This is a genomic window from Streptomyces sp. NPDC005281 (genome assembly GCF_040607495.1).
Classification (GTDB): Bacteria; Actinomycetota; Actinomycetes; order Streptomycetales; family Streptomycetaceae; genus Streptomyces.
Genome location: NZ_JBEXGX010000017.1, coordinates 33,713 through 55,735 on the forward strand (window position 1 = coordinate 33,713; position 22,023 = coordinate 55,735).

General features: G+C 71.8%; 21 protein-coding genes. 12 read left to right on the top strand and 9 right to left on the bottom strand.

From position 1 onward, the window contains the following. The first annotated feature begins 27 nt into the window (after nt 1-27). A complete protein-coding gene (locus ABZV42_RS23665) occupies nt 28-996 on the top strand; it encodes an aldose 1-epimerase family protein (RefSeq protein WP_356053460.1) in 969 nt (322 codons plus the stop codon). Here the strand turns inward: ABZV42_RS23665 and ABZV42_RS23670 are convergent. Next, nucleotides 977-1,213, bottom strand: coding sequence for a hypothetical protein (locus ABZV42_RS23670; protein ID WP_355988262.1), 237 nt, complete (start codon nt 1,211-1,213; stop codon nt 977-979). The two genes, ABZV42_RS23665 and ABZV42_RS23670, sit on opposite strands and share 20 nt — an antisense overlap. 254 nt (nt 1,214-1,467) lie before the next feature. Between ABZV42_RS23670 and ABZV42_RS23675 the strand changes: the two genes are divergently transcribed. Next, entirely contained in the window at nt 1,468-2,487 is a 1,020-nt protein-coding gene (locus ABZV42_RS23675; protein ID WP_356053462.1) for a PHP domain-containing protein, read from the top strand. Nucleotides 2,488-2,906: 419 nt separating this feature from the next. Further along, nucleotides 2,907-3,866 carry an SDR family NAD(P)-dependent oxidoreductase gene (locus ABZV42_RS23680; RefSeq protein WP_355988257.1) on the top strand — a complete coding sequence of 320 codons (960 nt, stop codon included), beginning with the start codon at nt 2,907-2,909 and terminating at the stop codon, nt 3,864-3,866. Between the two features lie 19 nt (nt 3,867-3,885). Here the strand turns inward: ABZV42_RS23680 and ABZV42_RS23685 are convergent, their stop codons facing one another. Together ABZV42_RS23685 and ABZV42_RS23690 are read right to left on the bottom strand one after the other, a co-directional pair. Further along, the gene (locus tag ABZV42_RS23685; RefSeq protein ID WP_356053464.1) at nt 3,886-4,719 is read right to left on the bottom strand and encodes an alpha/beta hydrolase; all 834 of its coding nucleotides are present in this window, start codon (nt 4,717-4,719) and stop codon (nt 3,886-3,888) included. Nucleotides 4,720-4,824: 105 nt separating this feature from the next. Further along, a complete protein-coding gene (locus ABZV42_RS23690; RefSeq protein WP_355988253.1) occupies nt 4,825-6,147 on the bottom strand; it encodes an ROK family transcriptional regulator in 1,323 nt (440 codons plus the stop codon). Nucleotides 6,148-6,316: 169 nt separating this feature from the next. Here ABZV42_RS23690 and ABZV42_RS23695 point away from each other — a divergent pair, with 169 nt between their 5' ends. From ABZV42_RS23695 to ABZV42_RS23715, 5 genes are all read left to right on the top strand, one after another. Next, nucleotides 6,317-7,630 carry a sugar ABC transporter substrate-binding protein gene (locus ABZV42_RS23695; RefSeq protein ID WP_356053466.1) on the top strand — a complete coding sequence of 438 codons (1,314 nt, stop codon included), beginning with the start codon at nt 6,317-6,319 and terminating at the stop codon, nt 7,628-7,630. A gap of 14 nt (nt 7,631-7,644) precedes the next feature. Further along, nucleotides 7,645-8,646, top strand: a complete 1,002-nt coding sequence (locus ABZV42_RS23700; protein ID WP_355988249.1) for a sugar ABC transporter permease — start codon at nt 7,645-7,647, stop codon at nt 8,644-8,646. Further along, the gene (locus ABZV42_RS23705; RefSeq protein ID WP_355988247.1) at nt 8,639-9,511 is read left to right on the top strand and encodes a carbohydrate ABC transporter permease; all 873 of its coding nucleotides are present in this window, start codon (nt 8,639-8,641) and stop codon (nt 9,509-9,511) included. The genes ABZV42_RS23700 and ABZV42_RS23705 overlap by 8 nt, the downstream gene beginning before the upstream one ends. A 59-nt stretch (nt 9,512-9,570) precedes the next feature. Continuing rightward, complete coding sequence (locus ABZV42_RS23710) at nt 9,571-10,929, top strand: GH1 family beta-glucosidase (RefSeq protein ID WP_355988270.1); 1,359 nt, start codon at nt 9,571-9,573, stop codon at nt 10,927-10,929. Between the two features lie 183 nt (nt 10,930-11,112). Further along, nucleotides 11,113-11,607 carry an FBP domain-containing protein gene (locus ABZV42_RS23715; RefSeq protein ID WP_355988244.1) on the top strand — a complete coding sequence of 165 codons (495 nt, stop codon included), beginning with the start codon at nt 11,113-11,115 and terminating at the stop codon, nt 11,605-11,607. Nucleotides 11,608-11,697: 90 nt separating this feature from the next. On the opposite strand, the gene ABZV42_RS23720 is transcribed toward ABZV42_RS23715, so the two are convergent. Next, entirely contained in the window at nt 11,698-12,303 is a 606-nt protein-coding gene (locus ABZV42_RS23720) for a TIGR03086 family metal-binding protein (protein WP_356053468.1), read from the bottom strand. A 150-nt stretch (nt 12,304-12,453) separates the two neighbouring features. Between ABZV42_RS23720 and ABZV42_RS23725 the strand changes: the two genes are divergently transcribed. Continuing rightward, nucleotides 12,454-13,707, top strand: coding sequence for an aromatic acid exporter family protein (locus tag ABZV42_RS23725; protein WP_356053470.1), 1,254 nt, complete (start codon nt 12,454-12,456; stop codon nt 13,705-13,707). A 187-nt stretch (nt 13,708-13,894) separates the two neighbouring features. After that, nucleotides 13,895-15,142: a lactonase family protein gene (locus tag ABZV42_RS23730; protein WP_356053472.1), complete on the top strand. Its 1,248-nt coding sequence runs from the start codon at nt 13,895-13,897 to the stop codon at nt 15,140-15,142. Here the strand turns inward: ABZV42_RS23730 and ABZV42_RS23735 are convergent. Together ABZV42_RS23735 and ABZV42_RS23740 are read right to left on the bottom strand one after the other, a co-directional pair. Next, nucleotides 15,110-15,835, bottom strand: a complete 726-nt coding sequence (locus ABZV42_RS23735) for a DUF2470 domain-containing protein (protein WP_356053474.1) — start codon at nt 15,833-15,835, stop codon at nt 15,110-15,112. The two genes, ABZV42_RS23730 and ABZV42_RS23735, sit on opposite strands and share 33 nt — an antisense overlap. A 138-nt stretch (nt 15,836-15,973) precedes the next feature. Continuing rightward, entirely contained in the window at nt 15,974-16,582 is a 609-nt protein-coding gene (locus tag ABZV42_RS23740) for a TetR/AcrR family transcriptional regulator (RefSeq protein ID WP_356053476.1), read from the bottom strand. A 108-nt stretch (nt 16,583-16,690) separates the two neighbouring features. Between ABZV42_RS23740 and ABZV42_RS23745 the strand changes: the two genes are divergently transcribed. Further along, entirely contained in the window at nt 16,691-18,175 is a 1,485-nt protein-coding gene (locus tag ABZV42_RS23745; protein ID WP_356053478.1) for a cytochrome P450, read from the top strand. Nucleotides 18,176-18,226: 51 nt separating this feature from the next. Here ABZV42_RS23745 and ABZV42_RS23750 read toward each other — a convergent pair whose 3' ends face one another. After that, nucleotides 18,227-19,072: a pentapeptide repeat-containing protein gene (locus ABZV42_RS23750; RefSeq protein WP_356053480.1), complete on the bottom strand. Its 846-nt coding sequence runs from the start codon at nt 19,070-19,072 to the stop codon at nt 18,227-18,229. A gap of 126 nt (nt 19,073-19,198) precedes the next feature. Between ABZV42_RS23750 and ABZV42_RS23755 the strand changes: the two genes are divergently transcribed. Continuing rightward, on the top strand, nt 19,199-20,182 hold the full coding sequence (locus ABZV42_RS23755; protein ID WP_356053482.1) for an SDR family oxidoreductase: 984 nt from the start codon (nt 19,199-19,201) through the stop codon (nt 20,180-20,182). 3 nt (nt 20,183-20,185) lie between these two features. Here ABZV42_RS23755 and sigJ read toward each other — a convergent pair whose 3' ends face one another. Further along, complete coding sequence (sigJ, locus tag ABZV42_RS23760) at nt 20,186-21,091, bottom strand: RNA polymerase sigma factor SigJ (RefSeq protein WP_356053484.1); 906 nt, start codon at nt 21,089-21,091, stop codon at nt 20,186-20,188. Nucleotides 21,092-21,141: 50 nt separating this feature from the next. After that, on the bottom strand, nt 21,142-21,975 hold the full coding sequence (locus ABZV42_RS23765; RefSeq protein WP_356053486.1) for an enoyl-CoA hydratase/isomerase family protein: 834 nt from the start codon (nt 21,973-21,975) through the stop codon (nt 21,142-21,144). Nucleotides 21,976-22,023: the final 48 nt, after the last annotated feature.

Sequence of the window (22,023 nt, forward strand, 5' to 3'; positions counted from 1 at the left end):
GCTCCCCGCTCTACTCGGAGGCCCGCCATGTCCCAGAGCCCGACCGGACAGCACTACGAGCTTCAAAGTGGTGAGAGCAGCGCCGTAGTGGTGGAGCTCGGCGCGGCGCTGCGCTGCTGCACGGTCGGCGGCCGTGCCCTGCTCGACGGCTTCGCCGCCGACGAGCAGATCACGGGCGGTCGCGGGCAGTTGCTGGTGCCATGGCCGAACCGGATCGGCGGCGGGCGGTATCGCTGGAGAGGCAATGATCTGCAACTGCCGCTGACCGAGCCGGAGGCGGGCAATGCCATCCACGGACTGCTCCGCTGGGCGTCGTGGCAGCCGCTGGAGCGGTCGGAGGACCGTGTCCTGCTCGGAGCGACCGTTTTTCCGCAGCCTGGATATCCCTTCCACCTCGGAGTCCGTGCGGAGTACCGGCTGGGCGCCGAGGGACTTGCGGTCACTGTGACGGCGCGCAACCTCGGCACGGTGGCCGCGCCCTACGGCGTCGGCCAGCACCCCTACCTGACGGTGGGCACCGACACGGTGGACGAGGGGGTGCTGACCCTCCCGGCCCGCAAGTGGCTCCCGGCCGCGGACGGTGGGGACTTCGCCGTGGCCCAGCCCGTGGACGGCACGCCGTTCGACTTCCGCACGCCGCGCGCCATCGGCTCACAGCGCCTGGACACCCCCTTCACCGACCTCCGGCGGGACTCCTCCAGCCGTGCCCTGGTACGGCTCGAACACCCCTCGGGTTCGCACGGCAGCGAACTCTGGCTGGGCGAAGGAGCCGACTTCCTCCAGGTGTACACGGGTGACACGCTGTCCGGGCCGGTTCGACGCCGAGGTGTCGCGGTGGAACCGATGTCGTGTCCGCCGGACGCGTTCCGCAGCGGCGCCGGTCTGGTGGAGCTCGGCCCCGGCGACCTGCACACCTTCCGCTGGGGACTGCGCGCCTGGGACAGGGCGAAGGAACTCCGGCTCCAGAGCAACCGCGTCAGCCGGGATACCAGGTGAGTTTGTCGCCGCCCACCCAGCGGACCACGTCGGGGTCGTCGAGATCGTGGACCGTGATGCCGTAGGCGGCCGCGTACTCCAGGACGTCCGTGATCGCCTTCGCCTCGCCCACCATCTCGCCGTCGATCTCCATGATCCGGAACGGCGGCGTGCCCGGCTGCACCCCGAGCACCATGATCCGCGGGTTGGAGATGTGAGGGCTCGCGCTTTCGGTCATGACACGAGCGTAAGGGCGTCTCCGCTCTTCCCGCTGGTCAGCGGTGGCGCGCCGCGAGTCCGCCGCCCGTGCGGCCCGGCCGGGACGCAGCGGCGGACAACCGGGCGTTCACCCGGTCGGGTGAGGCTCCGGGCCGGGCGGGTCCGGAGCACGGCACCGCGCACGCACCGGACGTCCGCCGTGCGGCCGGGCGGCGGCTGGGCAACGCTGGGGAGAGCGTGCGACGGCCGACACGACGACAGGGAGGGACGCCGATGGACCCCGTCGAGGCCCTGGACCGGATCGCGTTCCTGCTGGAGCGGAGCCTGGCCCCCACCTATCGCGTACGGGCCTTTCGTACCGCGCGGACCCTGCTCGCCGGGCTGCCTCCCGCCGAGGTCCGTGAGCGCGCGGAGAACGGGACCCTGGAGTCGCTCAAGGGCATCGGCCCGAAGACCGCGCAGGTGGTGCGGGAGGCACTGGCAGGCGAGGTGCCCGGCTACCTGGAGAAGGTGGAGCGCGAGGCCGCGGGCCCGCTCGCCGAGGGCGGTGAGGCACTGCGCGAGCTGCTGCGAGGAGACTGTCATCTGCATTCCGACTGGTCGGACGGCGGCAGCCCGATCGAGGAGATGGGGCGTACGGCGGCGCGGCTCGGCCACGAGTGGGCGGTGCTCACCGATCACTCGCCCCGGCTCACCGTGGCGAACGGCCTGTCCCCGGAGCGGCTGCGCGAGCAACTGGCGGTGGTCGCCGCCCTGAACGAAGGCTGGGCCCCCTTCCGGCTGCTCACCGGCATCGAGTGCGACATCCTCGACGACGGATCGCTCGACCAGGAGCCGGAGTTGCTGGAGCGGCTGGACGTGGTGGTCGTGTCCGTCCACTCCAAGCTCCGCATGGACGCACGGCCGATGACCCGCCGCATGATCGCCGCCGTCCGCAATCCGCACGCGGACATCCTCGGCCACTGCACCGGCCGGCTGATCGCCGGCCGCGGCCGGCCCGAGTCCGAGTTCGACGCGGACGCCGTCTTCGCGGCCTGCGCGGAGACCGGCACGGCCGTCGAGATCAACAGCCGCCCGGAACGCCTCGACCCGCCGCGCCGGCTGCTGCGCCGGGCGGTGGACGCGGGTGTCCTGTTCTCCCTGGACACGGACGCGCACGCGCCCGGACAACTCGACTGGCAGATCCACGGGTGCGCGCGGGCCGAGGAGTGCGGGGTACCGCCGGAGCGTGTCGTCACCACATGGCCCCTGGAGCAGCTGCTCACCTGGGCCCGGACCCGTGAGACACCGTGACTCCCGGTTCCGGGGGACGCTGTGAGCCCCGGACCCGGGAAACTCAGTGACCCCCAGGCCCGGGAGACACCACGACTCCGGACCCATGAGGCACCGTGACGCACGTCACCGCAGGTGGCACGGTTCCGGGGAACACCGACAGGTAGTTACCCGTTGAACGAACCGTGGGTGCGGATGGGACAGTGTCCCCGGGCCTCACCTCTGCCCGCAGGGACGATCGTCCGGCTGAAGCCCTGTGGAGCGATTCGCCGCGAGGCGACCGCCATCGGCGCCCACCACAGGCGACCCCGACCGAGATTCCCCCGTCCGGTCGGGGTCTTTCCTTTGCCCCGCACCGGGCCGGGGCCGGGGCCGGACGTCCGCCGCGCCGGCCGTGTCCGCTTGACTTCGAGTCCGCTCCAATTCGTAGCGTGCGAGGCATGAGCACTGCACAGCACAAGATCGGTTCGGGGTTCGGCGCCCGGAGCACCGCCGACGACGTCCTCGACGGGATCGACCTCTCCGGAAAGCTCGCCATCGTCACGGGCGGCTACTCGGGGCTCGGCATGGAGACGACCCGGGCGCTGGCCCGGGCGGGCGCCCGGGTCGTCGTCCCCGCCCGGCGCCCGGCGACCGCGCGTGAGGCACTGAACGGCATCGAGGGTGTCGAGACGGACGAGCTCGACCTCGGCGACCTGGACAGCGTGCGCACCTTCGCCGAGCGGTTCCTCGCCTCGGGCCGCCCCGTCGACATCGTCATCGACAGCGCGGGCATCATGGCCTGCCCGGAGACGCGGGTCGGTCCCGGCTGGGAGGCGCAGTTCGCGACCAATCACCTCGGTCACTTCGCGCTCGTCAACCGGCTCTGGCCGGCGATCGCGCCGGGTGGCGCGCGGGTCGTTTCCGTGTCCTCCGCGGGCCACCACTACTCCGGCATCCGCTGGGACGACGTGCACTGGCGGACCGGCTACGACAAGTGGGAGGCCTACGGGCAGGCGAAGACGGCGAACGTGCTGTTCGCCGTGGAACTCGACCGGCGCGGCAAGGAGTCCGACGTACGGGCCTTCGCGCTGCACCCCGGCGGCATCCTCACCCCGCTCCAGCGGCACCTGCCCAAGCAGGAGATGGTCGAGCGCGGCTGGATCGACGAGGACGGCAGGCCGCTGAACCCCGAGGGCTTCAAGTCGCCCCAGCAGGGAGCGGCGACGCAGGTCTGGGCCGCGACCTCGCCCCGGCTCGCCGGCCTGGGCGGGGTGTACTGCGAGGACTGCGACATCGCCGAGCCCGCCCCGGCGGACGGTGCCCGCACCGGCGTGCGCTCCTGGGCCACCGACCCCGAACAGGCCGCCCGGCTCTGGGAGTTGTCGGCGGAGCTGACCGGAGTGAACGCCTTCGCGTGAGTCGCGCGGGCTTCTGCCTTCAGGAGCCCGACATGAACTCTCGCAGATCCGCCGTCAGTTGTTCGCGGTGAGTGGCGAACAGGCCGTGGCCGGCGTTCTCGTAGACCTTCAACGTGCTGTCGGGCAGCAGCTGCGCTGCCCGGCGGCCGGTGAGTTCCAGCGGTGCCGACACGTCGTGCGTGCCGTGCACGACGAGCACGGGCAGGTCGATCTTGGCGAGTTCGGGCGCGACGTCCAGGGTGAGGACGAGGTCGCCGAGGGCCGTCCCGGCGCGTGCGGTGGATCCGAGGCAGCGGTTGATCAAGGACCGCACGTAGGCGTCGGAGAGTTCGTTGCCGGGGAGGTCGAGGGCGAGGAACGCGCGGGCGCCGTCCTCGAAGAACGCGGCCCGGTCGCGGCGGAACGTCTCGTTGCCGGTCTCGACGAGCGCGGGGTCGACGCCCTCGGGGTGGTCCGCGGACCGCACGAGTCCCGGCGTCATGCCGGCGACGAGCACCACCCTCGAGACCCGCCCTGAACCGTGCCGGGTGAGGCAGCGGACGACCTCGGCGGCCCCGACGGAGTGCCCGACCAGGGTCACCTCGCGCAGGTCGAGGTGCCGGAGCAGGCCGTCGACGTCGTCGGCGAGGCTGTCGAGGTCGAAGCCGCCCCAGACGTCGTCGGACCGGCCGTGTCCCCGCCGGTCGAAGCCGACGCAGCGGTAGCCGGCCTCGGCGAGCGGCAGCATCTGGTACTCCCACATCTCCGTGCCGAGGTAGGAGCTGTTGACGAACACGGCGACCTGCCCGGTGGCGGGGCCGTGGTCGACGAAGTGCAGGCGGGCGCCGTCGACGGGGCTCTCGAAGCAGGGCATGTGGACCTCCCGGAATCCGGTGGTGCTCAGGGCGAGTTGCTCTTCCCTTCATGGTTCCGGGACGCCACGGCGACGTCGATTACCTCCGGGGTCATGCGCCCGCGGTCAGTGCGGAGCCCGTTCCTCCAGGGCCGTGCGCCAGGCGGGTGACGGGCCCGTCGGCGCCGGTTCCGCGCGCCGGCCGCCGCGGGCGAAGAAGTCGGCCAGCGGCAGGATCGCGGCGCCGACCGTGACGGCGTCGGGGCCGAGGCGGCCGAGGTCCACTGTGACGTGCTGGGCGGGGTAGCGCAGGGCGTACGAGGAGGCGTGACGGCGGACGGCGGGCAGGAAGCGGGAGCCGAGCTGAAGGCCGGCCCAGCCGCCGATGAGGATGCGTTCGGGCTGGAAGAGGTTGATCAGGTCGGAGAGTCCGGCGCCCAGGTACTCGGCGGTCTCCTCCAGGACGGCGAGCGCGATGGGGTCGGGTTCGGTGCCCTCGGGCGGGTAGGCGGCCGCGAGCATCGCGGTGAGCGCGGTCTCCTCGTCGGTGCCCTCCGGGGGCCGCCCGCCCTCCTCGCGCCAGCGGTCGAGCAGCGCCTCCGCGCCCGCGTACGCCTCCAGACAGCCGAGGGCGCCGCAGCGGCAGCGGCGGCCCCTGACCCGTACGGTCAGATGGCCCCACTCCACGGAGCGGCCGTTCTCGACGTCCTCGGTGACGAGAGAGGCGCCCACGCCTGAACCGAAGAGCACGACCACCGCGTTGCGGGCACCGCGTCCGGCACCGAACCACATCTCGGCCTGGCCGAGGGTGCGGGCGCCGTTGTCCGCGAAGTACGGGACGGTGTCGGGGAGTTCGCAGGCGGAGCGGAGCAGGGACTCCAGCGGGACGGCGTCCCAGCCGATGGTCTGGCCGTGCACGACCGCGCCGCGCTCGGGGGTCCGGGCGACGATGCCGGGCACCCCTATGCCGACGCCCAGGAGCTGTTCGGGGGCGATGTCCGCCTCGGCGAGGACCTCCGCGATGCCGTCGCGGATGTGGCCCACGATGACGTCGACGTCGTACTCCTGGCGCCTGAGCGGCCGGTCCGTCTCGTACCCCTGGCGCTCCAACGGCCTTTCGACGCGGGCGAGTTCGGTGAGGGTGAGGTCGAACAGCTCGATGCGGACGCGGGTTTCGCCGACGTCGACACCGATCATGTGGCCGCTGCCGGGCACGACACGGAGCAGGGTACGGGGGCGGCCACCGTCGGAGTCGACGCTTCCGGCCTCCTCCACGAGGCCGTCGGCGACGAGTTCGGCGACCACGTTGCTGATGGATCCGGAACTCAGCCCGGTCGCGGGACCGAGCTCGTAGCGGCTCATCGGCCCGTCGAAATACAACCGTTGTAGTACGGCGGTGCGATTGCCCCGTCGCAGGTCACGCACTGTCCGCCCGTTCCGCCCCGCCATGTGATGTCCCTTCCGGCCTGCCCGACCTGCAAGATACCCCTGCGCGATCCCTTGACGCGACTTTCTTCCGGGTCTTAACTCACGTCCTAAATTAAGCCATGAGGATCGTTCGGGAAGTGAACACGGACGCCCCTCGTGCGCTCCCTCCGGGAAAGGGACATACGCAGCCATGCGCAGAATCCGAGCCGCGGCCGCCGGTGCGGTCACCATCTCCCTGCTGACCGCCGCGACCGCCTGTGGCGGCGGCTCGTCGAGCGGCGGGTCCAACGCCTCGCCGAAGACGCTCACCTACTGGGCGTCCAACCAGGGCGCCAGCATCGAGATCGACAAGAAGGTGCTCGCACCCGAGCTGGCCAAGTTCCAGAAGCAGACCGGCATCAAGGTGAAGCTGGAGGTCGTGCCCTGGTCCGACCTGCTGAACCGGATCCTCACCGCCACCACCTCGGGCCAGGGCCCGGACGTCCTGAACATAGGCAACACCTGGAGCGCCTCGCTCCAGGCCACCGGCGCACTGCTGCCGTGGGACGCGAAGAACTTCGCCAAGATCGGAGGCAGGGACCGCTTCGTCGACTCCGCCCTCGGCTCCACCGGCGCCGAGGGCAAGGACCCCGCCGCGGTGCCGCTGTACTCGATGGCGTACGCGCTCTACTACAACAAGCAGATGTTCGCCGATGCCGGGATCGCGGGCCCGCCGGCCACCTGGGACGAGCTGGTCGCCGACGGCAAGAAGCTCTCCAAGGGCGGCAAGTGGGGCCTCGGCGCGGAGGGTTCGAACGCCTCGGAGAACATCCACCACGCCTTCGTCTTCGCCAAGCAGCACGGCGCCGACTTCTTCACCGCCGACGGCACTGCCGACTTCACCAACGACGGGGTCGTCTCCGCGGTCAAGCAGTACGTCGACCTGATGGCCAAGGACAAGATCATCGCCCCGGGCAACGCCGAGTACGCCCAGAACCAGTCGGTGAGCGACTTCGCCAAGGGCAAGAACGCGATGCTGCTGTGGCAGTCCGCGGCCGCCAACCTCAAGTCGCAGGGCATGGCCGACGACACGTACGGCATCGCCCCGGTGCCCGTGCAGTCCGGCGCCCCGGGAACGGGCACGAACGTCAACTCGATGGTCGCGGGCATCAACCTCGCGGTGTTCAAGAACACCAAGAACCTAGACGGCGCCGCGAAGTTCGTGAAGTTCCTGACCAGTGACCCCGAGCAGAAGATCCTCAACGGCGCCTACACCTCGATCCCGCCGGTCAAGACCGCCCAGACGGACACCGCGTTCAACTCCCCCTCGAACGCGGTTCTCAAGGACACCCTGGCCAAGAGTGCCGCCGCCCTGCCGCAGGTCGCCGACGAGTCCCAGTTCGAGACCGCGGTCGGTACGGCCGTCAAGGGCCTGTTCGCCGAAGCCGCCGCCGGACGCGCGGTGACCACGGCGTCGGTGAAGGCGGCGCTCGAGAAGGCCCAGCAGCAGATGCCGAAGAAGTGAGTGCGGACACCGCCATGACCACCACGACCGCCGCTTCCGCCGAACCCGGCGAGCGGACGGTGCGCAAGAGCTCCCCCGGTGCGGCGCGCGGCCCGCGCCGCACCGGGCGGATCAAGCGCATCGCACTCCCCTACCTGCTGCTTCTGCCCGCGCTGGTCCTCGAACTCCTGGTCCACCTGGTGCCGATGGTGATCGGCATCGTGATGAGCTTCAAGGAGCTCACGCAGTTCTACATCCGCGACTGGAGCACGGCGCCCTGGGCCGGCTTCGACAACTACTCGGTGTCGGTGCACTTCGACGAGCCCGTCGGCAAGGCGCTGCTGCACTCCTTCTTCGTCACCATCGCCTTCACCCTGCTCTCGGTCGGCCTGTGCTGGCTGATCGGCACGGCGGCCGCGGTCTACATGCAGGACAACTTCGTGGGGCGCGGTGTGCTGCGGGCCCTGTTCCTGGTGCCGTACGCGCTGCCCGTCTACGCGGCAGTGATCACCTGGGTGTTCATGTTCCAGCACGACAACGGCCTGGTGAACCACGTCCTGCACGACCAGCTGCACCTCACCGACAAGCCGTCCTTCTGGCTGATCGGCGACAACAGCTTCTACGCCCTGCTCACCGTGTCCGTCTGGAAGGGCTGGCCGTTCGCCTTCCTGATCGTCATGGCGGGCCTCCAGAACATCCCGGGCGAACTGTACGAGGCCGCCGCCCTCGACGGCGCGGGACTGTGGCAGCAGCTGCGCCGCATCACGATGCCGTCGCTGCGGCCGGTCAACCAGGTGCTGGTGCTCGTGCTGTTCCTGTGGACGTTCAACGACTTCAACACGCCGTTCGTGCTGTTCGGCAGGACCGCCCCCGACCAGGCGGACCTCATCTCGGTCCACATCTACCAGGCGTCCTTCGTCACCTGGAACTTCGGCACCGGCTCGGCGATGTCCGTGCTCCTGCTGCTCTTCCTGCTCGTGGTGACCGGCGCCTACCTGCTGCTGACCTCCCGGGGAAGGAAGACGGCCGATGTCTAGCACCTCCACCACGCCCCGCTCCCCGATGGCGCCGCCGCGTTCCTTCCTGTGGTCCCGGCGGATCTTCCTCACCGCGCTCACGAGCTTCGTCCTGGTGCCCGTCTACGTCATGGTCTCCAGCTCGCTGAAGCCGCTCGCGGACGTCTCGGGGAAGTTCCGCTGGATACCGAGCGGTCTGACCCTGCGGCCGTACATCGACATCTGGTCGACCGTGCCGCTGGCGAAGTACTTCGTGAACTCGCTGATCGTGGCGGGGGCGGCCACGGCCTGCTCGGTCGTGATCGCCGTCTTCTCCGCCTACGCCGTCAGCCGCTACAGCTTCCGCGGCAAGCGCGTCTTCACGGTTACCGTGCTCTCCACGCAGATGTTCCCCGGCATCCTGTTCCTGCTGCCGCTGTTCCTCATCTACGTCAACATCGGCAACGCCACCGGGATCGCGCTGTTCGGCTCGCGCGGCGGCCTGATCCTCACGTATCTGACCTTCTCGCTGCCGTTCTCGATCTGGATGCTGATCGGGTACTTCGACTCGGTGCCCCGCGATCTCGACGAGGCGGCGCTCGTGGACGGCTGCGGGCCGCTCGGGGCGCTCTTCCGGGTCGTCGTTCCGGCGGCGATCCCGGGCATCGTCGCGGTCGCCGTCTACGCCTTCATGACCGCCTGGGGCGAGGTGCTGTTCGCGTCGGTGATGACCAACGACGCCACCCGCACACTCGCCGTCGGTCTCCAGGGCTACTCCACGCTCAACGACGTGTACTGGAACCAGATCATGGCCGCCTCGCTGGTCGTCAGCGTCCCCGTGGTGGCCGGCTTCCTGCTGCTCCAGCGCTATCTCGTCGCCGGTCTCACGGCGGGAGCCGTCAAGTGACGGACTCCATCGCCACGGATCCCACCACCACCGACTCCACCGATGACGAAGGGACTTCAGTGACCATCGACCTCGCCGCCCTCCCCGAGGACTTCCTGTGGGGCACGGCCACGTCGGCCTACCAGATCGAGGGCGCCGTAGCCGAGGACGGCCGCTCCCCGTCCATCTGGGACACCTTCTCGCACACTCCGGGCAAGATCGACAACGGCGACGACGGGGACCTCGCCTGCGATCACTACCACCGCTGGCGCGAGGACATCGGGCTCATGCGCGGGCTCGGCACCAACGCCTACCGGCTGTCCATCGCCTGGCCCCGGGTGATGCCGGACGGCGACGGCCCGGTCAACGCCAAGGGACTCGACCACTACGACGCGCTGATCGACGGCCTGCTGGAGGCGGGCATCACGCCCTCGGTCACCCTCTACCACTGGGACCTGCCGCAGGTGCTCCAGGACCGGGGCGGCTGGCCCGCCCGTGACACGGCCTACCACCTCGCCGCCTACGCGTCGGCCGTCGCCGAGCGCCTCGGTGACCGCGTCCAGCACTGGACCACCCTCAACGAGCCGCTGTGCTCGGCCTGGATCGGCCACCTGGAGGGGCGGATGGCCCCCGGCCTGACCGACCTCACGGCCGCGGTCCGGGCCTCGTACCACCTCCTGCTCGGCCACGGACTCGCCACCCAGGCGATCCGCGCGGCCGTGCCGGGCGCGCAGATCGGCATCGTCAACAACCTGGGCAGCATCGAGGCCGCCACCGACCGCCCGGAGGACATCGCGGCGGCGAGGCGGCAGGACGGGCACACCAACCGCTGGTGGCTCGACCCGGTGCACGGCCGCGGCTTCCCCGCCGACATGGTCGAGGTCTACGGGGTCGAGCTCCCGGAGGTCGCGGGTGACCTGAAGACGATGGCCGAGCCGCTCGACTGGCTGGGGCTGAACTACTACTTCCCGTCCAGCGTCGTCGACGACCCGACGGGTCCGGCCCCGTACGCGCGCTCGCTCCGCCGGCCGGGCGTCCCCGTCACGGGCATGGACTGGGAGGTCGAGGCCGCCGGCATCGAGCGTCTGCTGCTGCGCCTGACGAACGAGTACGGCGCCCGCAAGCTGTACGTAACGGAGAACGGCTCCGCCTATCCCGACGTCGTACGCCCCGACGGCACCGTCGACGACCCGGAGCGCGTCGCGTACCTCGAACAGCATCTGGCGGCCTGCGCCTCGGCGGCCCGCAAGGGCGTTCCGCTGGCCGGGTACTTCGCCTGGTCGCTGCTGGACAACTTCGAGTGGGCGTACGGCTACGACAAGCGGTTCGGTCTGGTGCACGTCGACTACAAGACGCAGGTACGGACGGTGAAGGGCAGCGGTCACCGTTACGCGGAGATCGTCCGCGAGCATCGCAGGGGTGCGAGCAAGGCGGCCTGAGTCACCGGAAACGCTGTCGGCCGGGGTGTTCGCACCCCGGCCGATCGCGTCGGGGCGGTCGTCGCTCCTCCTCAAATCCACTGGCTCCTGGCCATTGAACTAGGTACCTTCGGTCAAAACCTAGTACCCCTAGGTTTGCCTCGGATTTCGATCGAAGCCCATCAGGAAGACCAGGAGGACCCCTTGAGATCACTCACCGAGCAGGCCGTCCGCGACTCGTTCGTCAACTGTTCCCGGGGTGAGGCCGGACGGCTCGCGGTCCCCCGCGATCTCGGCGAACGCCCCTGGGACGACCTGGACTTCCTGGGCTGGCGCGATCCCGGCGCTCCCGACCGGAGCTGTCTCGTGGCCGAACACGACGGGGGCCTCATCGGCGTCACCCTGCGCCTGCCCTGCTCCCGGCGCGGGTTTCCGCACCGCAGCATGTGCTCACTGTGCCTGACCACGCACCCGGGGGACGGGGTCTCGCTGATGACGGCCCGCAAGGCGGGCGCGGCGGGCCGTCAGGGGAACTCGGTCGGCGTCTACATCTGCGCCGACCTGGCCTGCTCCCTCTACGTCCGCGGCAGGAAGGCCCTCCGGCCGGGCAGCCGCTTCGAGGAGACCCTCACGACGGAACAGCAGATCGCCCGGACGGTGGACAACCTGTCCGCCTTCCTGGCGAAGCTGCACGACTGAACCCGGCGGCCGCACGGACGCCCGTGAGACGGCCGGGAGCCGCTCCGGCGCCGGGAGCTCGCGGGGCGCCGCTCGGACGCCGGGAGCCCGTCAGGCCCCGGCGGGCGCCCAGTGCGGGTCACGGCCCAGGAAGGCGAGCAGCGCCTCGGCCCGGCCGGCACCCTCCGGGACCTCGCGTGCGGCGGCGAACACGCCGAACGCGTCGCGGAGGTGGTCGGCCAGCCGGTCCGCTGCGAGCCGGACACCCCCGGCCAGGGCGTCGTCGAGGGGGGACGCCTGACCGGTCGCCACGGCGATGTCCCAGGCGTGCACGGCCGCGTCCATGGCGGCCGCGGCCGCCGCCACGCGGAACGGCAGCGGTCCGAGCGGCGTCGCGACCTCCTCCGCGTCGGCGGGCAGCCCCGCGTAGACGTCGGCGACGCCGGTGAGGACCTTGTCGAGCTCCGCCGTCACGTCGACGTCCAGAGCGTCCGCCGGGTGGAAGGCGTCCGCCTCGGGCCACCCGGTGCCGGTGACCGCCGCCCCGTACGCCTGCTGGTCGAGGCGGGCGTGATTGAGGACCTGGGCCACCGTCCACTCGCTGCACGGCGTCGGCACCGACCAGGCGCCCTCGGGCACACCCGCGACCACGGCGCGCAGCCGGTCGTGCGACAGCGTCAGCAGTTCGATGCCCTCGACGTTGCTCGTTGCGCTCATTCCGGTGCCTCCTGATGCGGTCCGACCCAGCTGATGCCTTCAATCTAGGACCCTTTGCGGACAGATACGGTCCGCAATCGGCACGTCAGGTACCCGTGTTATCCGCAATCGGCACGTTCGGTACCCGTGTTAAACGGGAAGGCCCCAAGGATGCGCGAGGCACGTGGTGAGTGGACGGCATCCGTCGCGAAGATCGTGGAGCGGCGCCGGGAGCCGGTGGTCGTCCAGACACTTCGTTCGACGGCCGCCGCGACGATCGCGTACGTGGTGGCCATCCATCTCAGTCCCGAGCCCGCGCCGCTGACCGCGCCCCTGACCGCGCTGCTCGTCGTCCAGGTCACCCTGTACTCGACGATCACCACCGCGATCCGGCGCGTGAACTCCGTGGTGGTGGGCGTCGTCATCGCCATCGGCTTCAGCAGCCTCGTGGGCCTGACCTGGTGGAGTCTGGGCCTGATCATCCTCGCCTCGCTGGCGGTGGGACACCTGGTCCGGGTCAGCGAGTTCGTGCCCGAGGTCGCGATCAGCGCCATGCTGGTCCTCGGCGTCACCCGAGTGGGTGACACCGCGTGGGCCCGGGTGCTGGAGACACTGATCGGGGCTGTCGTGGGCCTCACCTGCAACCTCGTGCTCGCGCCGCCTGTGTGGGTCGACATGGCCGGGGAGCAGATCGAGGACCTGGCGCGCCGGATGCGCCAGTTGATGCTGCGGGTCGGCGATCAGGCCGCCGGGCACACCCCGTACCACGTGGCGGCCGAACAATTGCATGAAGCCCGTCGGCTCGATCACGACATCTCCGGTGTCGACGCGGCCCTGCGGCAGGCCGAGGACAGTCTGAAGCTGAACCCGCGGGTGCGCGAGGGACTGCTGCACCGGGTCGTGCTGCGTACCGGCCTGGACACCCTGGAGATCTGCACGGTCGTCCTGCGGGTTCTCGCGCGCAGCCTCACCGACCTGGCCAAGGAACGGGAGCCCCGGCCCCTGTTCGAGCCGCAGGCCGGGGCGGTCCTCCAGGAGCTGCTCTCCGAGGTGGCCGACGCGATCGTCAGCTTCGCGGTGCTGGTGACCACCGATGTCGCCCAGAACGCCGCGTCCGCCGAGGAGCGGCTCAGCGCCGAACTCACCACCGCCGCCGCCACCCGCGACAAACTGGCCCAGCTGTTCCTCGAGGACGTCCGGCGCGATCCGAGCCAGTGGCAGCTGCACGGCTCCGTCCTGACCGAGACCACCCGCATCATCGACGAGCTCGACACGGAGCACCGCACCCGCAGGCTGTTCGAGGAGCTGGATCGCTGCACCCGTGAGCAGCGCGAGCGCCGGCCGCGCCTGACCCGGCTGCGGAGCCGGCTGCGTCCGCGGCGCCGCAGCCGGAAGCGTTCCGCCGCCTCCCGTCCTTCCAAGTGACGAGTCCCATGTGATGCGGCCGCCCGGTGACGCGCCGGGCGGGCCCGTCCGGGACGGCGGCCGGCAGCGCTCGACGGCTCTCCGCGTTGCGTGCCGTGCAACGCGCGGTGCCTTTCTTGCACTTCCTGGGTGTCGCACGCCAAGGTGGCTGTCCCGGCCGAGGCAACCGACACCCCGAGGTGCAGGCATGAGCAGTGGCGCACGGCCGTCGCACGGCGCGGGCGGCGGCTGGACCAGACGCCGCTTCGTCGGCGTGCTGGCGGGGGCCGCCGCGATCACGACGGTCCCGGCACCGGCCGCGCCCCGGGCGGACCCCACCGTGGCGGCGCCGCTCCCGAAGGCGCCGCCGGCCGGCCCCTCCGCTTCGGCGTCCGCGTCGGCTCCTTCGTCCCCGGCCCCCCGCTCCGGTCCGCGTCCGCTGTTCCTGGGCACCTACACCTCAGGCGACGGCGGCGGGAAGGGGATCGGTGTCGCCACGTACGACCCGGTGACCGGCGCGATCACCGGCGGGGGCGTGGTCGCGGGCGTGGACAACCCGTCGTTCCTCGCGGCGCATCCGGACGGCCGGACGCTGTACGCGGTCGACGAGCAGGCCGCCGGGGCGGTCACGGCGGTGCGCCTGCCGGGGGCCGAGGTGCTGGGCAGCCGCCCCACCGGTGGCTCGGGTCCCTGCCATCTGTCCGTGCATCCGAGCGGCCGCTGGCTGCTGAGCGCGAACTACGCCTCGGGAAGCGTCGCGGTGCATCCCGTCGACGCCTCCGGCGCGCTCGGCGAACGCACGGATCTGGTGACGCACTCGACCCCGGCGCCCGGACCTGGCCAACAGGGCCCGCACGCGCACCAGTTCGTCACCACTCCGGACGGCGGGCACCTGCTCGCCGTGGACCTGGGCACCGACACGGTCTACACCTACCGCCTCGACGACACCCGGGGCACGCTCACCGAGGTCTCCAGGGCACGGGCGAGGCCGGGCGCGGGCCCTCGCCATCTCACCTTCCATCCGGGAGGCCGGTACGCGTATCTCGCCGACGAGGTGGACAACACGGTGACGGTCTGCGGCTACGACCCGGCGACCGGCCGCCTCTCGGTGGGCGAACCGCAGCCCACGGGCACGGGAAGCGGCACGAGTTACCCGGCCGAGATCCTGGTGACGCCGAACGGCTCGTACGCGTATCTCGCCAACCGCGGCCACAACAGCCTGACGCGGTACGCGATCGAGGCGGACGGCGCCCGACTGCGGCTCCTGGACACGGTGCCGGCCGGCGGCGACTTCCCGCGCCACATCGCGTTCTCGCCGGACGGACGGCTGCTCTTCGCGGCGAACCAGCGGTCGAGCACGGTCACGGTCTTCGAGGTCGACCGGAACAGCGGTGAACTCCGGCGCACGGGCGAGCCGTTCGCCTCACCCCTCGCGGTCTGTGCGCTGCCGCTGTAGCGGGCGCGGGCAGGAGGCGGCGCTCGCCTGCGTGAGCAGGACGTGCATGCGCTCCGTGAGCTGGGAGACGTCGTCGGCGGGCGCGTGGAACGGCAGGCGCACATCGCCGTTGCCGCGCGCCCGTTCGATGCGCAGGGTGAGTCCGTGGCGGTCGACGGCGAGGGGCTGGACCCGCACCACGCCGTGCAGGCTGTCCGGTTCGACGAGACGGGTGAGCCGCTCGACGGCGTCCGGGTGGGCGTCGGCGAGATGGGTGAGGAGCTGGGCCTCGGCGAGGGCGAGCGGGTCGGGCCCGGCGGCGGCCAGTTCGTCCAGGTCGACCACCACGGTCCCGCCGGGCCGGCGCAGCACCGCGCGGGTGGGACGGAACGACAGCCGCCCGCCCTCGGGGACGAACCAGCCGGCGAGCCACAGCCGGGCCCGGATCCGGTTCCGTACCGGCACCGGCGCGACATCGGCGAACTCCAGGACGGCGGACGGTTCTCCGCGCGGCGAGCAGATGGCGGCGGCGAGCAGCGCGCTGTCCTCCGGCACCCGCAGAAGCACCCGGCCGTCCGCCGTGACCGAGTGCGAGCCGACGAACTCCTCCCGGCCGCCCTCGGCGCTCACCGCGCAGGACCAGGCCGCGGCGAGCACCGAGCGGGCGTGCTCCGCCGCGGCGGGCGCGGCCGTCCAGGTGTGACGGTCACCCATCGACTTCCTCCTTAGGTAAGGCTTGCCTAACCTATCGAAGATCGGGGCGTACGCCAACCACGCCTCACCGACCGATGGGCGCGCCGCCGGATCAACGCCCGCCGGCACGGGCGACGCGGTCACCCGGCACGGCGGGCCTCAGGGTGTGATCGCGCCGAGCAGCGCCCGCGCGCACAGATCCCGCACCTGGTCCCGGGTCAGATCCGCGCCCCGGAGCCACTCCAGGCACACGGCCGTGGTGAAGGCCAGCCACCCGCGGACGGCGACACGCAGTTCGGGCCTGTCCTCCGAGGAGCGGCCGAGCTCGGGATCCGCGGCCAGGGCCTGAAGGATCTGCTGTTCCTGCGCGGCGAGCGCCTGCTGGTAGACCCGGCGCACGGTCCGGTCACCGGCCGCGTCGGCGCGGTGGAAGGCGCGGAACCCGTGCGCGTGCTCCTCCACGTACGCCAGGAAGGTGTCCAGGCCCGCGCCCAGTTGCTCGCGCACCGGGACACCGGGCACCGCCGCGGTCATCCGCAGCATCCGCCCGCTCTCCCGCTCGACCACGGCGGCGAAGAAGTCCCGCTTGGTCGGGAAGTAGTGGTACAGCAGCCCGCGTGAGACTCCGGCGATCTCGGCGACCTGCTCGATCCAGACGTCGTCGTACGGACTCTCCGAGAAGAGGCAGGCGCCGACCGACAGCAGCTGCTCCCGGCGCTCCTCGGTACTGAGCCGGCGGCGTGCGCGCTCCCCCTGCTTCCCCGTCATGCCCGCACTTTACTTGACGCCGGTTCAACAACGGGATCAGACTGAACACCGCTATTGAACTCGAGTACAACAGAGTCAACCTGCCCGGGACACAAGGGAGATGGCGTGATGGCGGAGACGACGGAGGCGGCGCGGCCCAAGGGGTTCCGCAGCGCGGAACTGGGCTGGCCGGAGCTGCACCGCATCCCGCACCCGCCGCGCCGCGTGCCTCTGGTCGGTGATGTGCTCGGCGCCGACATCCGCTCCCCCTTGCAGGACTCCATGAAGTTCGGGCGGCAACTCGGACCGATCTTCCGGCGCCGCGCCTTCCGCAACGAGATCGTCTTCGTCTGGGGCGCGGATCTCGCCGCCGAACTGGCCGACGAGTCGCGGTTCGCCAAGCACGTGGGCCTGGGAGTCGCCAACCTCCGCCCGGTCGCCGGGGACGGACTGTTCACCGCCTACAACCACGAGCCCAACTGGCAGCTGGCGCACGACGTCCTCGCCCCCGGCTTCAGCCGCGAGGCCATGGAGGGCTACCACCCGATGATGCTGGCCGTGACCGAGCGGCTGACGGACCACTGGGACCGGGAACAGGCCGCGGGCCGCACGGTCGATGTGCCCGGCGACATGACCAAACTGACGCTGGAGACGATCGCCAGGACCGGCTTCGGCCATGACTTCGCCTCCTTCGAGCGGTCCCGGCCGCACCCGTTCGTGAACGCGATGGTGGGCACGCTGACCTACGCTCAGCGCCTCAACGTCGTCCCCGTCCCGCTGGCCCCGCTGCTGCTGCGGGGCGCCTCCCGGCGCAACGCGGCGGACATGGCCCACCTCAACCGCACGGTCGACGCCGTGGTGGCCTCGCGCCGGGCCGCCGGCGGCGGCGAGGGCGACCTGCTCGACCGCATGCTGGAGACGGCACACCCCGAAACCGGGGAGCGACTGACCCCGGAGAACATCCGCCGCCAGGTCATCACGTTCCTGATCGCCGGCCACGAGACCACCTCGGGCGCGCTGTCCTTCGCCCTGCACTACCTGTCCCGGCACCCGGAGGCCGCCGCCCGTGCGCGAGCCGAGGTCGAGCGCGTCTGGGGCGACACCGACCGGCCGGCCTACGAGCAGGTCGCCAGACTCCGCTACGTCCGCCGGGTCCTCGACGAGTCGCTGCGGCTGTGGCCGACGGCCCCGGCGTTCGCGCGAGAGGCCCGGCACGACACCGTGCTCGGCGGTGTCCATCCGATGCGGCAGGGGGCGTGGGCCCTGGTGCTGACCGCGATGCTGCACCGCGATCCGCAGGTGTGGGGCGCCGACGCGGAGGAGTTCGACCCGGACCGCTTCGACGCGAAGGCGGTACGGGCCCGGCCCGCGCACACCTTCAAGCCGTTCGGCACCGGGGCCCGCGCCTGTATCGGCCGCCAGTTCGCGCTGCACGAGGCGACGCTCGTCCTCGGACTGCTGCTGCGCCGCTACGACCTGCGGCCCGACCCCGGCTACCGGCTGCGGGTGGCCGAGCGGCTGACGCTGATGCCGGAGGGCCTGCGCCTGCACCTCGAACGGCGTCCGCCCGTGCTTCCGGGGCGGGAGGCGACCCTGGCCCGTGCGGCCGAGTGAGGCCCGACTGCCGGCCGGAGGTCTCCCGGCCCAAGGTCCCCGCAGGCCCGCTCAGCTCGGAGAGGTCCAGTGGCCGGGGCGGGCGAGCAAGTCCGGGAGCCGGGTGCCGTCGCCGCCGCGGGCCGCGTTCAGCTGCGGCTGGGTGAGGAAGAGGGCCCCGGTCAGATCGGCGTCGGTGAGGTCGGTGTCCCGGAGGTCGGCGCCGAGCAGGTCGGCACCGCGCAGATCGGCGCCGGCGAGATCGGCGGCGATGAGCAGCGCCCCGCGCAGGCTCGCGCCGCGCAGGTCGGCGCCCTTCAGACGGGCACCCATCAGATCGGCGCCGCGCCGGTCCTTCCTCCTGCCCCCGCCCGCCCCCGCCCGTACGAGCTCACTGGCCCGCAGCAGCACATCGCCGGCCTCCTGCCGGTGCGCGCCGGCGTCCAGCGCGGCCAGTTCCTCCGGGGTCCCCCGCGTGAGGCGCTCGGTCGTGGCGATCAGGCGCCGTACGTCGGGGTGCACCGGACGCGCGGCGGGGAGCGTCAGTGCCTCGTTCAGGTACCACAGCAGTTCGTGGAGGTGGCGTACGACGGGGAACGCGTCGACCATCAGCCGGGCGCGCTCCCTGGACCCCGAGCGCCAGTCCACGCCGCCGAAGGTCACCTGGGAGACGTGCTGCCCGGCGCCGAAGCAGTCGTAGACCGTGCAGCCCGTGAAGCCCGTCTGCCGCAACCGGTCGTGGATACCGCACCGGGAGTCGCTCCGCAGATTCGGGCAGGGCTCGCCCGCGCCCTTGCCGATCGCGAAGTCGGCCGAGCGGGCGAAGGGCAGGGCGACGCAGCACAGTCCGAAGCACCGGCCGCAGTCGGCTCGCAGTTCGGTTCGCGGGTCGGGGGATGTGCCTGCGTCTTCGTGCATGGTCTCCAGCCTACTCAGCGGAACACTCCCCGAGCCGGGCCGACATGACGTCCCGGACCGCAGGCGGGGTGTTCCCGGCGCTTCCCGTCCGGATGTTCCACGGCGGCGCCGGGTATCGAGTCCGCCATGGACTCCACGGCGTTCCCCGGCCTGCCCGCCCCTCCCCCGCTGGGCGCGAGCGCCCTGCCTGCCGGGACGTACGAGGGCTCCCTGGTACTGGTCACCGGTGGCGGAACGGGACTCGGCAAGGCGATCGCGGCGGAGTTCGCCCGGCTGGGCGCCGATCTTCTGATCGTCAGCCGTCGTGAGCGGCATCTCGCCCCGGCCCGGGTGGAGTTGGCGAGGCTGGGGACCCGGGTCAGGTCCGCCGTCTGCGACATCCGGGACCCCAAGCGCGTCTCCGAGGTGTTCGACGGCTGCGCGCTGCCCGACGTACTGGTCAACAACGCCGCCGCCAACTTCCCCGTCGCCACGGAGGACATGTCCCCGAACGCGTGGCAGGCGGTCGTCGACATCACGCTCACGGGAACGTTTCTGATGACCCGTGAGTTCGGGCGCCGGCATCTGGCGGCGGGAACACCGGGTTCGGTCATCGACGTCGGCGCGTCCTACGCCTGGACCGGCGGCCCCGGTTTCGCGCACAGCGCGGCCGCCAAGGCGGGCGTGGAGAGCCTCGTGCGGACCCTGGCCGTGGAGTGGGGGCCGTACGGCATCCAGGTCAACGGTCTGGTGCCGGGGCTGATGCCGCACGAGGACATGACGGACGACATCCGCGGCAACCTGGCCCGGGCCGCGGCCGAAACCGCCCCGGCGGACGGCGCGAACGCCGGGGACGGCGCCCGCACCCGAGCCGGGGAGGGCGGAGGGGGCGGCCCTGGCGGCGAGGACGACGGGCGGCGCGGCGCGCTCGACCGGCGTCAGCCGGCTCTGCGCGTCGGCGCACCTCGTGAACTCGGCTGGGCCGCCACCTTCCTGGCGTCGCCCTACGCCCGTTTCATCACCGGTCACACCCTGGTGGTGGACGGCGCCAACTGGCAGCGCAGGGATCTGGTCACCCCGCCGGTCACGCCGGTGCGGGACCAGTTGGGGCGTGGTCCCTTCACCGGCTGACCGTCACTCCCCCGGCCGCTCCCCCGCCAGATCGAGCCGGGCGAGCCGTTCGGGGTCGGCCAGGATGTACATCGCGACGATCCTGCCGTCGACGACGGTGACACCCATGACCGACTGCGGCCGGCCGTCCACGATCGAGACGACGCCCGCCTCCCCGTTGACCTGGACGAGCCGCGAACTCGCCGCGAACCGGCGGAAGGTGAGCGCCTGCCGGGCCACCGCCTCGGCGCCGCGCACCAGCTTGGACACGGTCACGCCGCCGACCAGCGCGCCCGCGTCGGCCCGCAGCACGACATCGGGATCGAGGACGGTGACGAGCGCCTCGAAGTCCCCGTCGCGCGAGGCCGCGAGGAAAGCACCGAGAGCCTCCCGCTGCCGGACGACGTCCCGTTCGGGCTCGGGGGTGGCTCCCTTGACCCGGCGGCGGGCCCGGCTGGCGAGCTGGCGGGTGGCGGCGGGGTTGCGGCCCACGACGGGCGCGATGTCGTCGAAGGGCACCGCGAACATGTCGTGCAGCACGAAGGCGAGCCGCTCGGCGGGTTCCAGGGTCTCCAGGACGACGAGGAGGGCGAGCCCGACCGAGTCGGCCAGCAGCACCTCCTGTTCGGGGTCGATCCGGTCCAGAGGGCTGACCACGGGGTCGGGAACGAAGGTGCCGGAGGGCTCCAGGGGGTCCTCGCGGCGCGCGGTGCGGGAGCGCAGCATGTCCAGGCACACCCGCCCGGTCACGGTGGTCAGCCAGCCGCCCAGGTTCTTGATCTCGTCCGCACCGGTGCGGCCGAGCTTCAGCCACGTCTCCTGGACCGCGTCGTCCGCCTCGCTCAGCGACCCCAGCATCCGGTAGGCCACGGCCCGCAGCCGGCCCCGTTGCTCCTCGAACTCGTCCGCGAGCACTTCACTGTCGTGCATCGATCCCCCAGTCTCGTCGTACGCGCCGGTGACCGATCAAAACACGTGGGTCACTTTCCCTCGAAGCGGGGCGCGCGACGGGCGCCTCCGGCCGCGTACCCCTCCTCCGCGTCGTCGGAGGTGAGAGTGAGCGCGGCGGACAGGGCGACCCGGTCGAGAGCCGCGGTCACGGGGGCCTCGGCGTACGCGTCGATGTCGTGCTTGACGCCCTGCACGGCGAGCGGCGCGTTCACCGCGATCTCGGCCGCGACGGCTCGGGCCGTCGCCTCCAGCTCGGCCTCCGCCGCGACGAGTTGGACGAGATGCAGGCGCTCGGCCGTCCCCGCGTCCAGCCGCCTGCCGGTCAGCGCGAGGTACTTCGCCCACCCCGCGCCCGCCTCGCGGGCGATCCGCAGATCCCCGCCGGCGTCGACGGCGAGCCCCAACTGGGCCTCGGGCAGGGCGAACACGGCGTCGCGGGCGGCGATCCTGATGTCCGCCATCAGCGCCAGCTCGAACCCGAAGCCGAGGCAATAGCCCTGGACGGCAGCGACGACGGGCTGCGGGAGCCGCGAGAAGGCGGCGAAGCGCTCGTGGGCCCAGCGGATGCCCTCGTAGTAGGCGCGGGCGCGCTCGGAACCCGAGCGGCCGGTGATCGCGCCGCCCGGGGCGCTCACGTCGATGCCCGCGCAGAAGGCCCGCCCCTCGGCCCGCAGCAGCACGGCCCGGATGGACGGGTCGAAGCGGATCCGGTCGGCGAACAGGCCGAGTTGGCGTGTGGACTCCCAGCTCCACGCGTTGAGCTTCGCCGGCCGGCACAGGGTGAGTACGCCGATGCCGTCCTCGATGTCGAGGCGGAGGCGTTCCTCGCCCTCCGGGATGTCCGTGCGGGTGGTGTCGATCATCCGTACCCCCTCAGGATTCTGACAGGCCGTCAGAATCCTAGAGGAGGA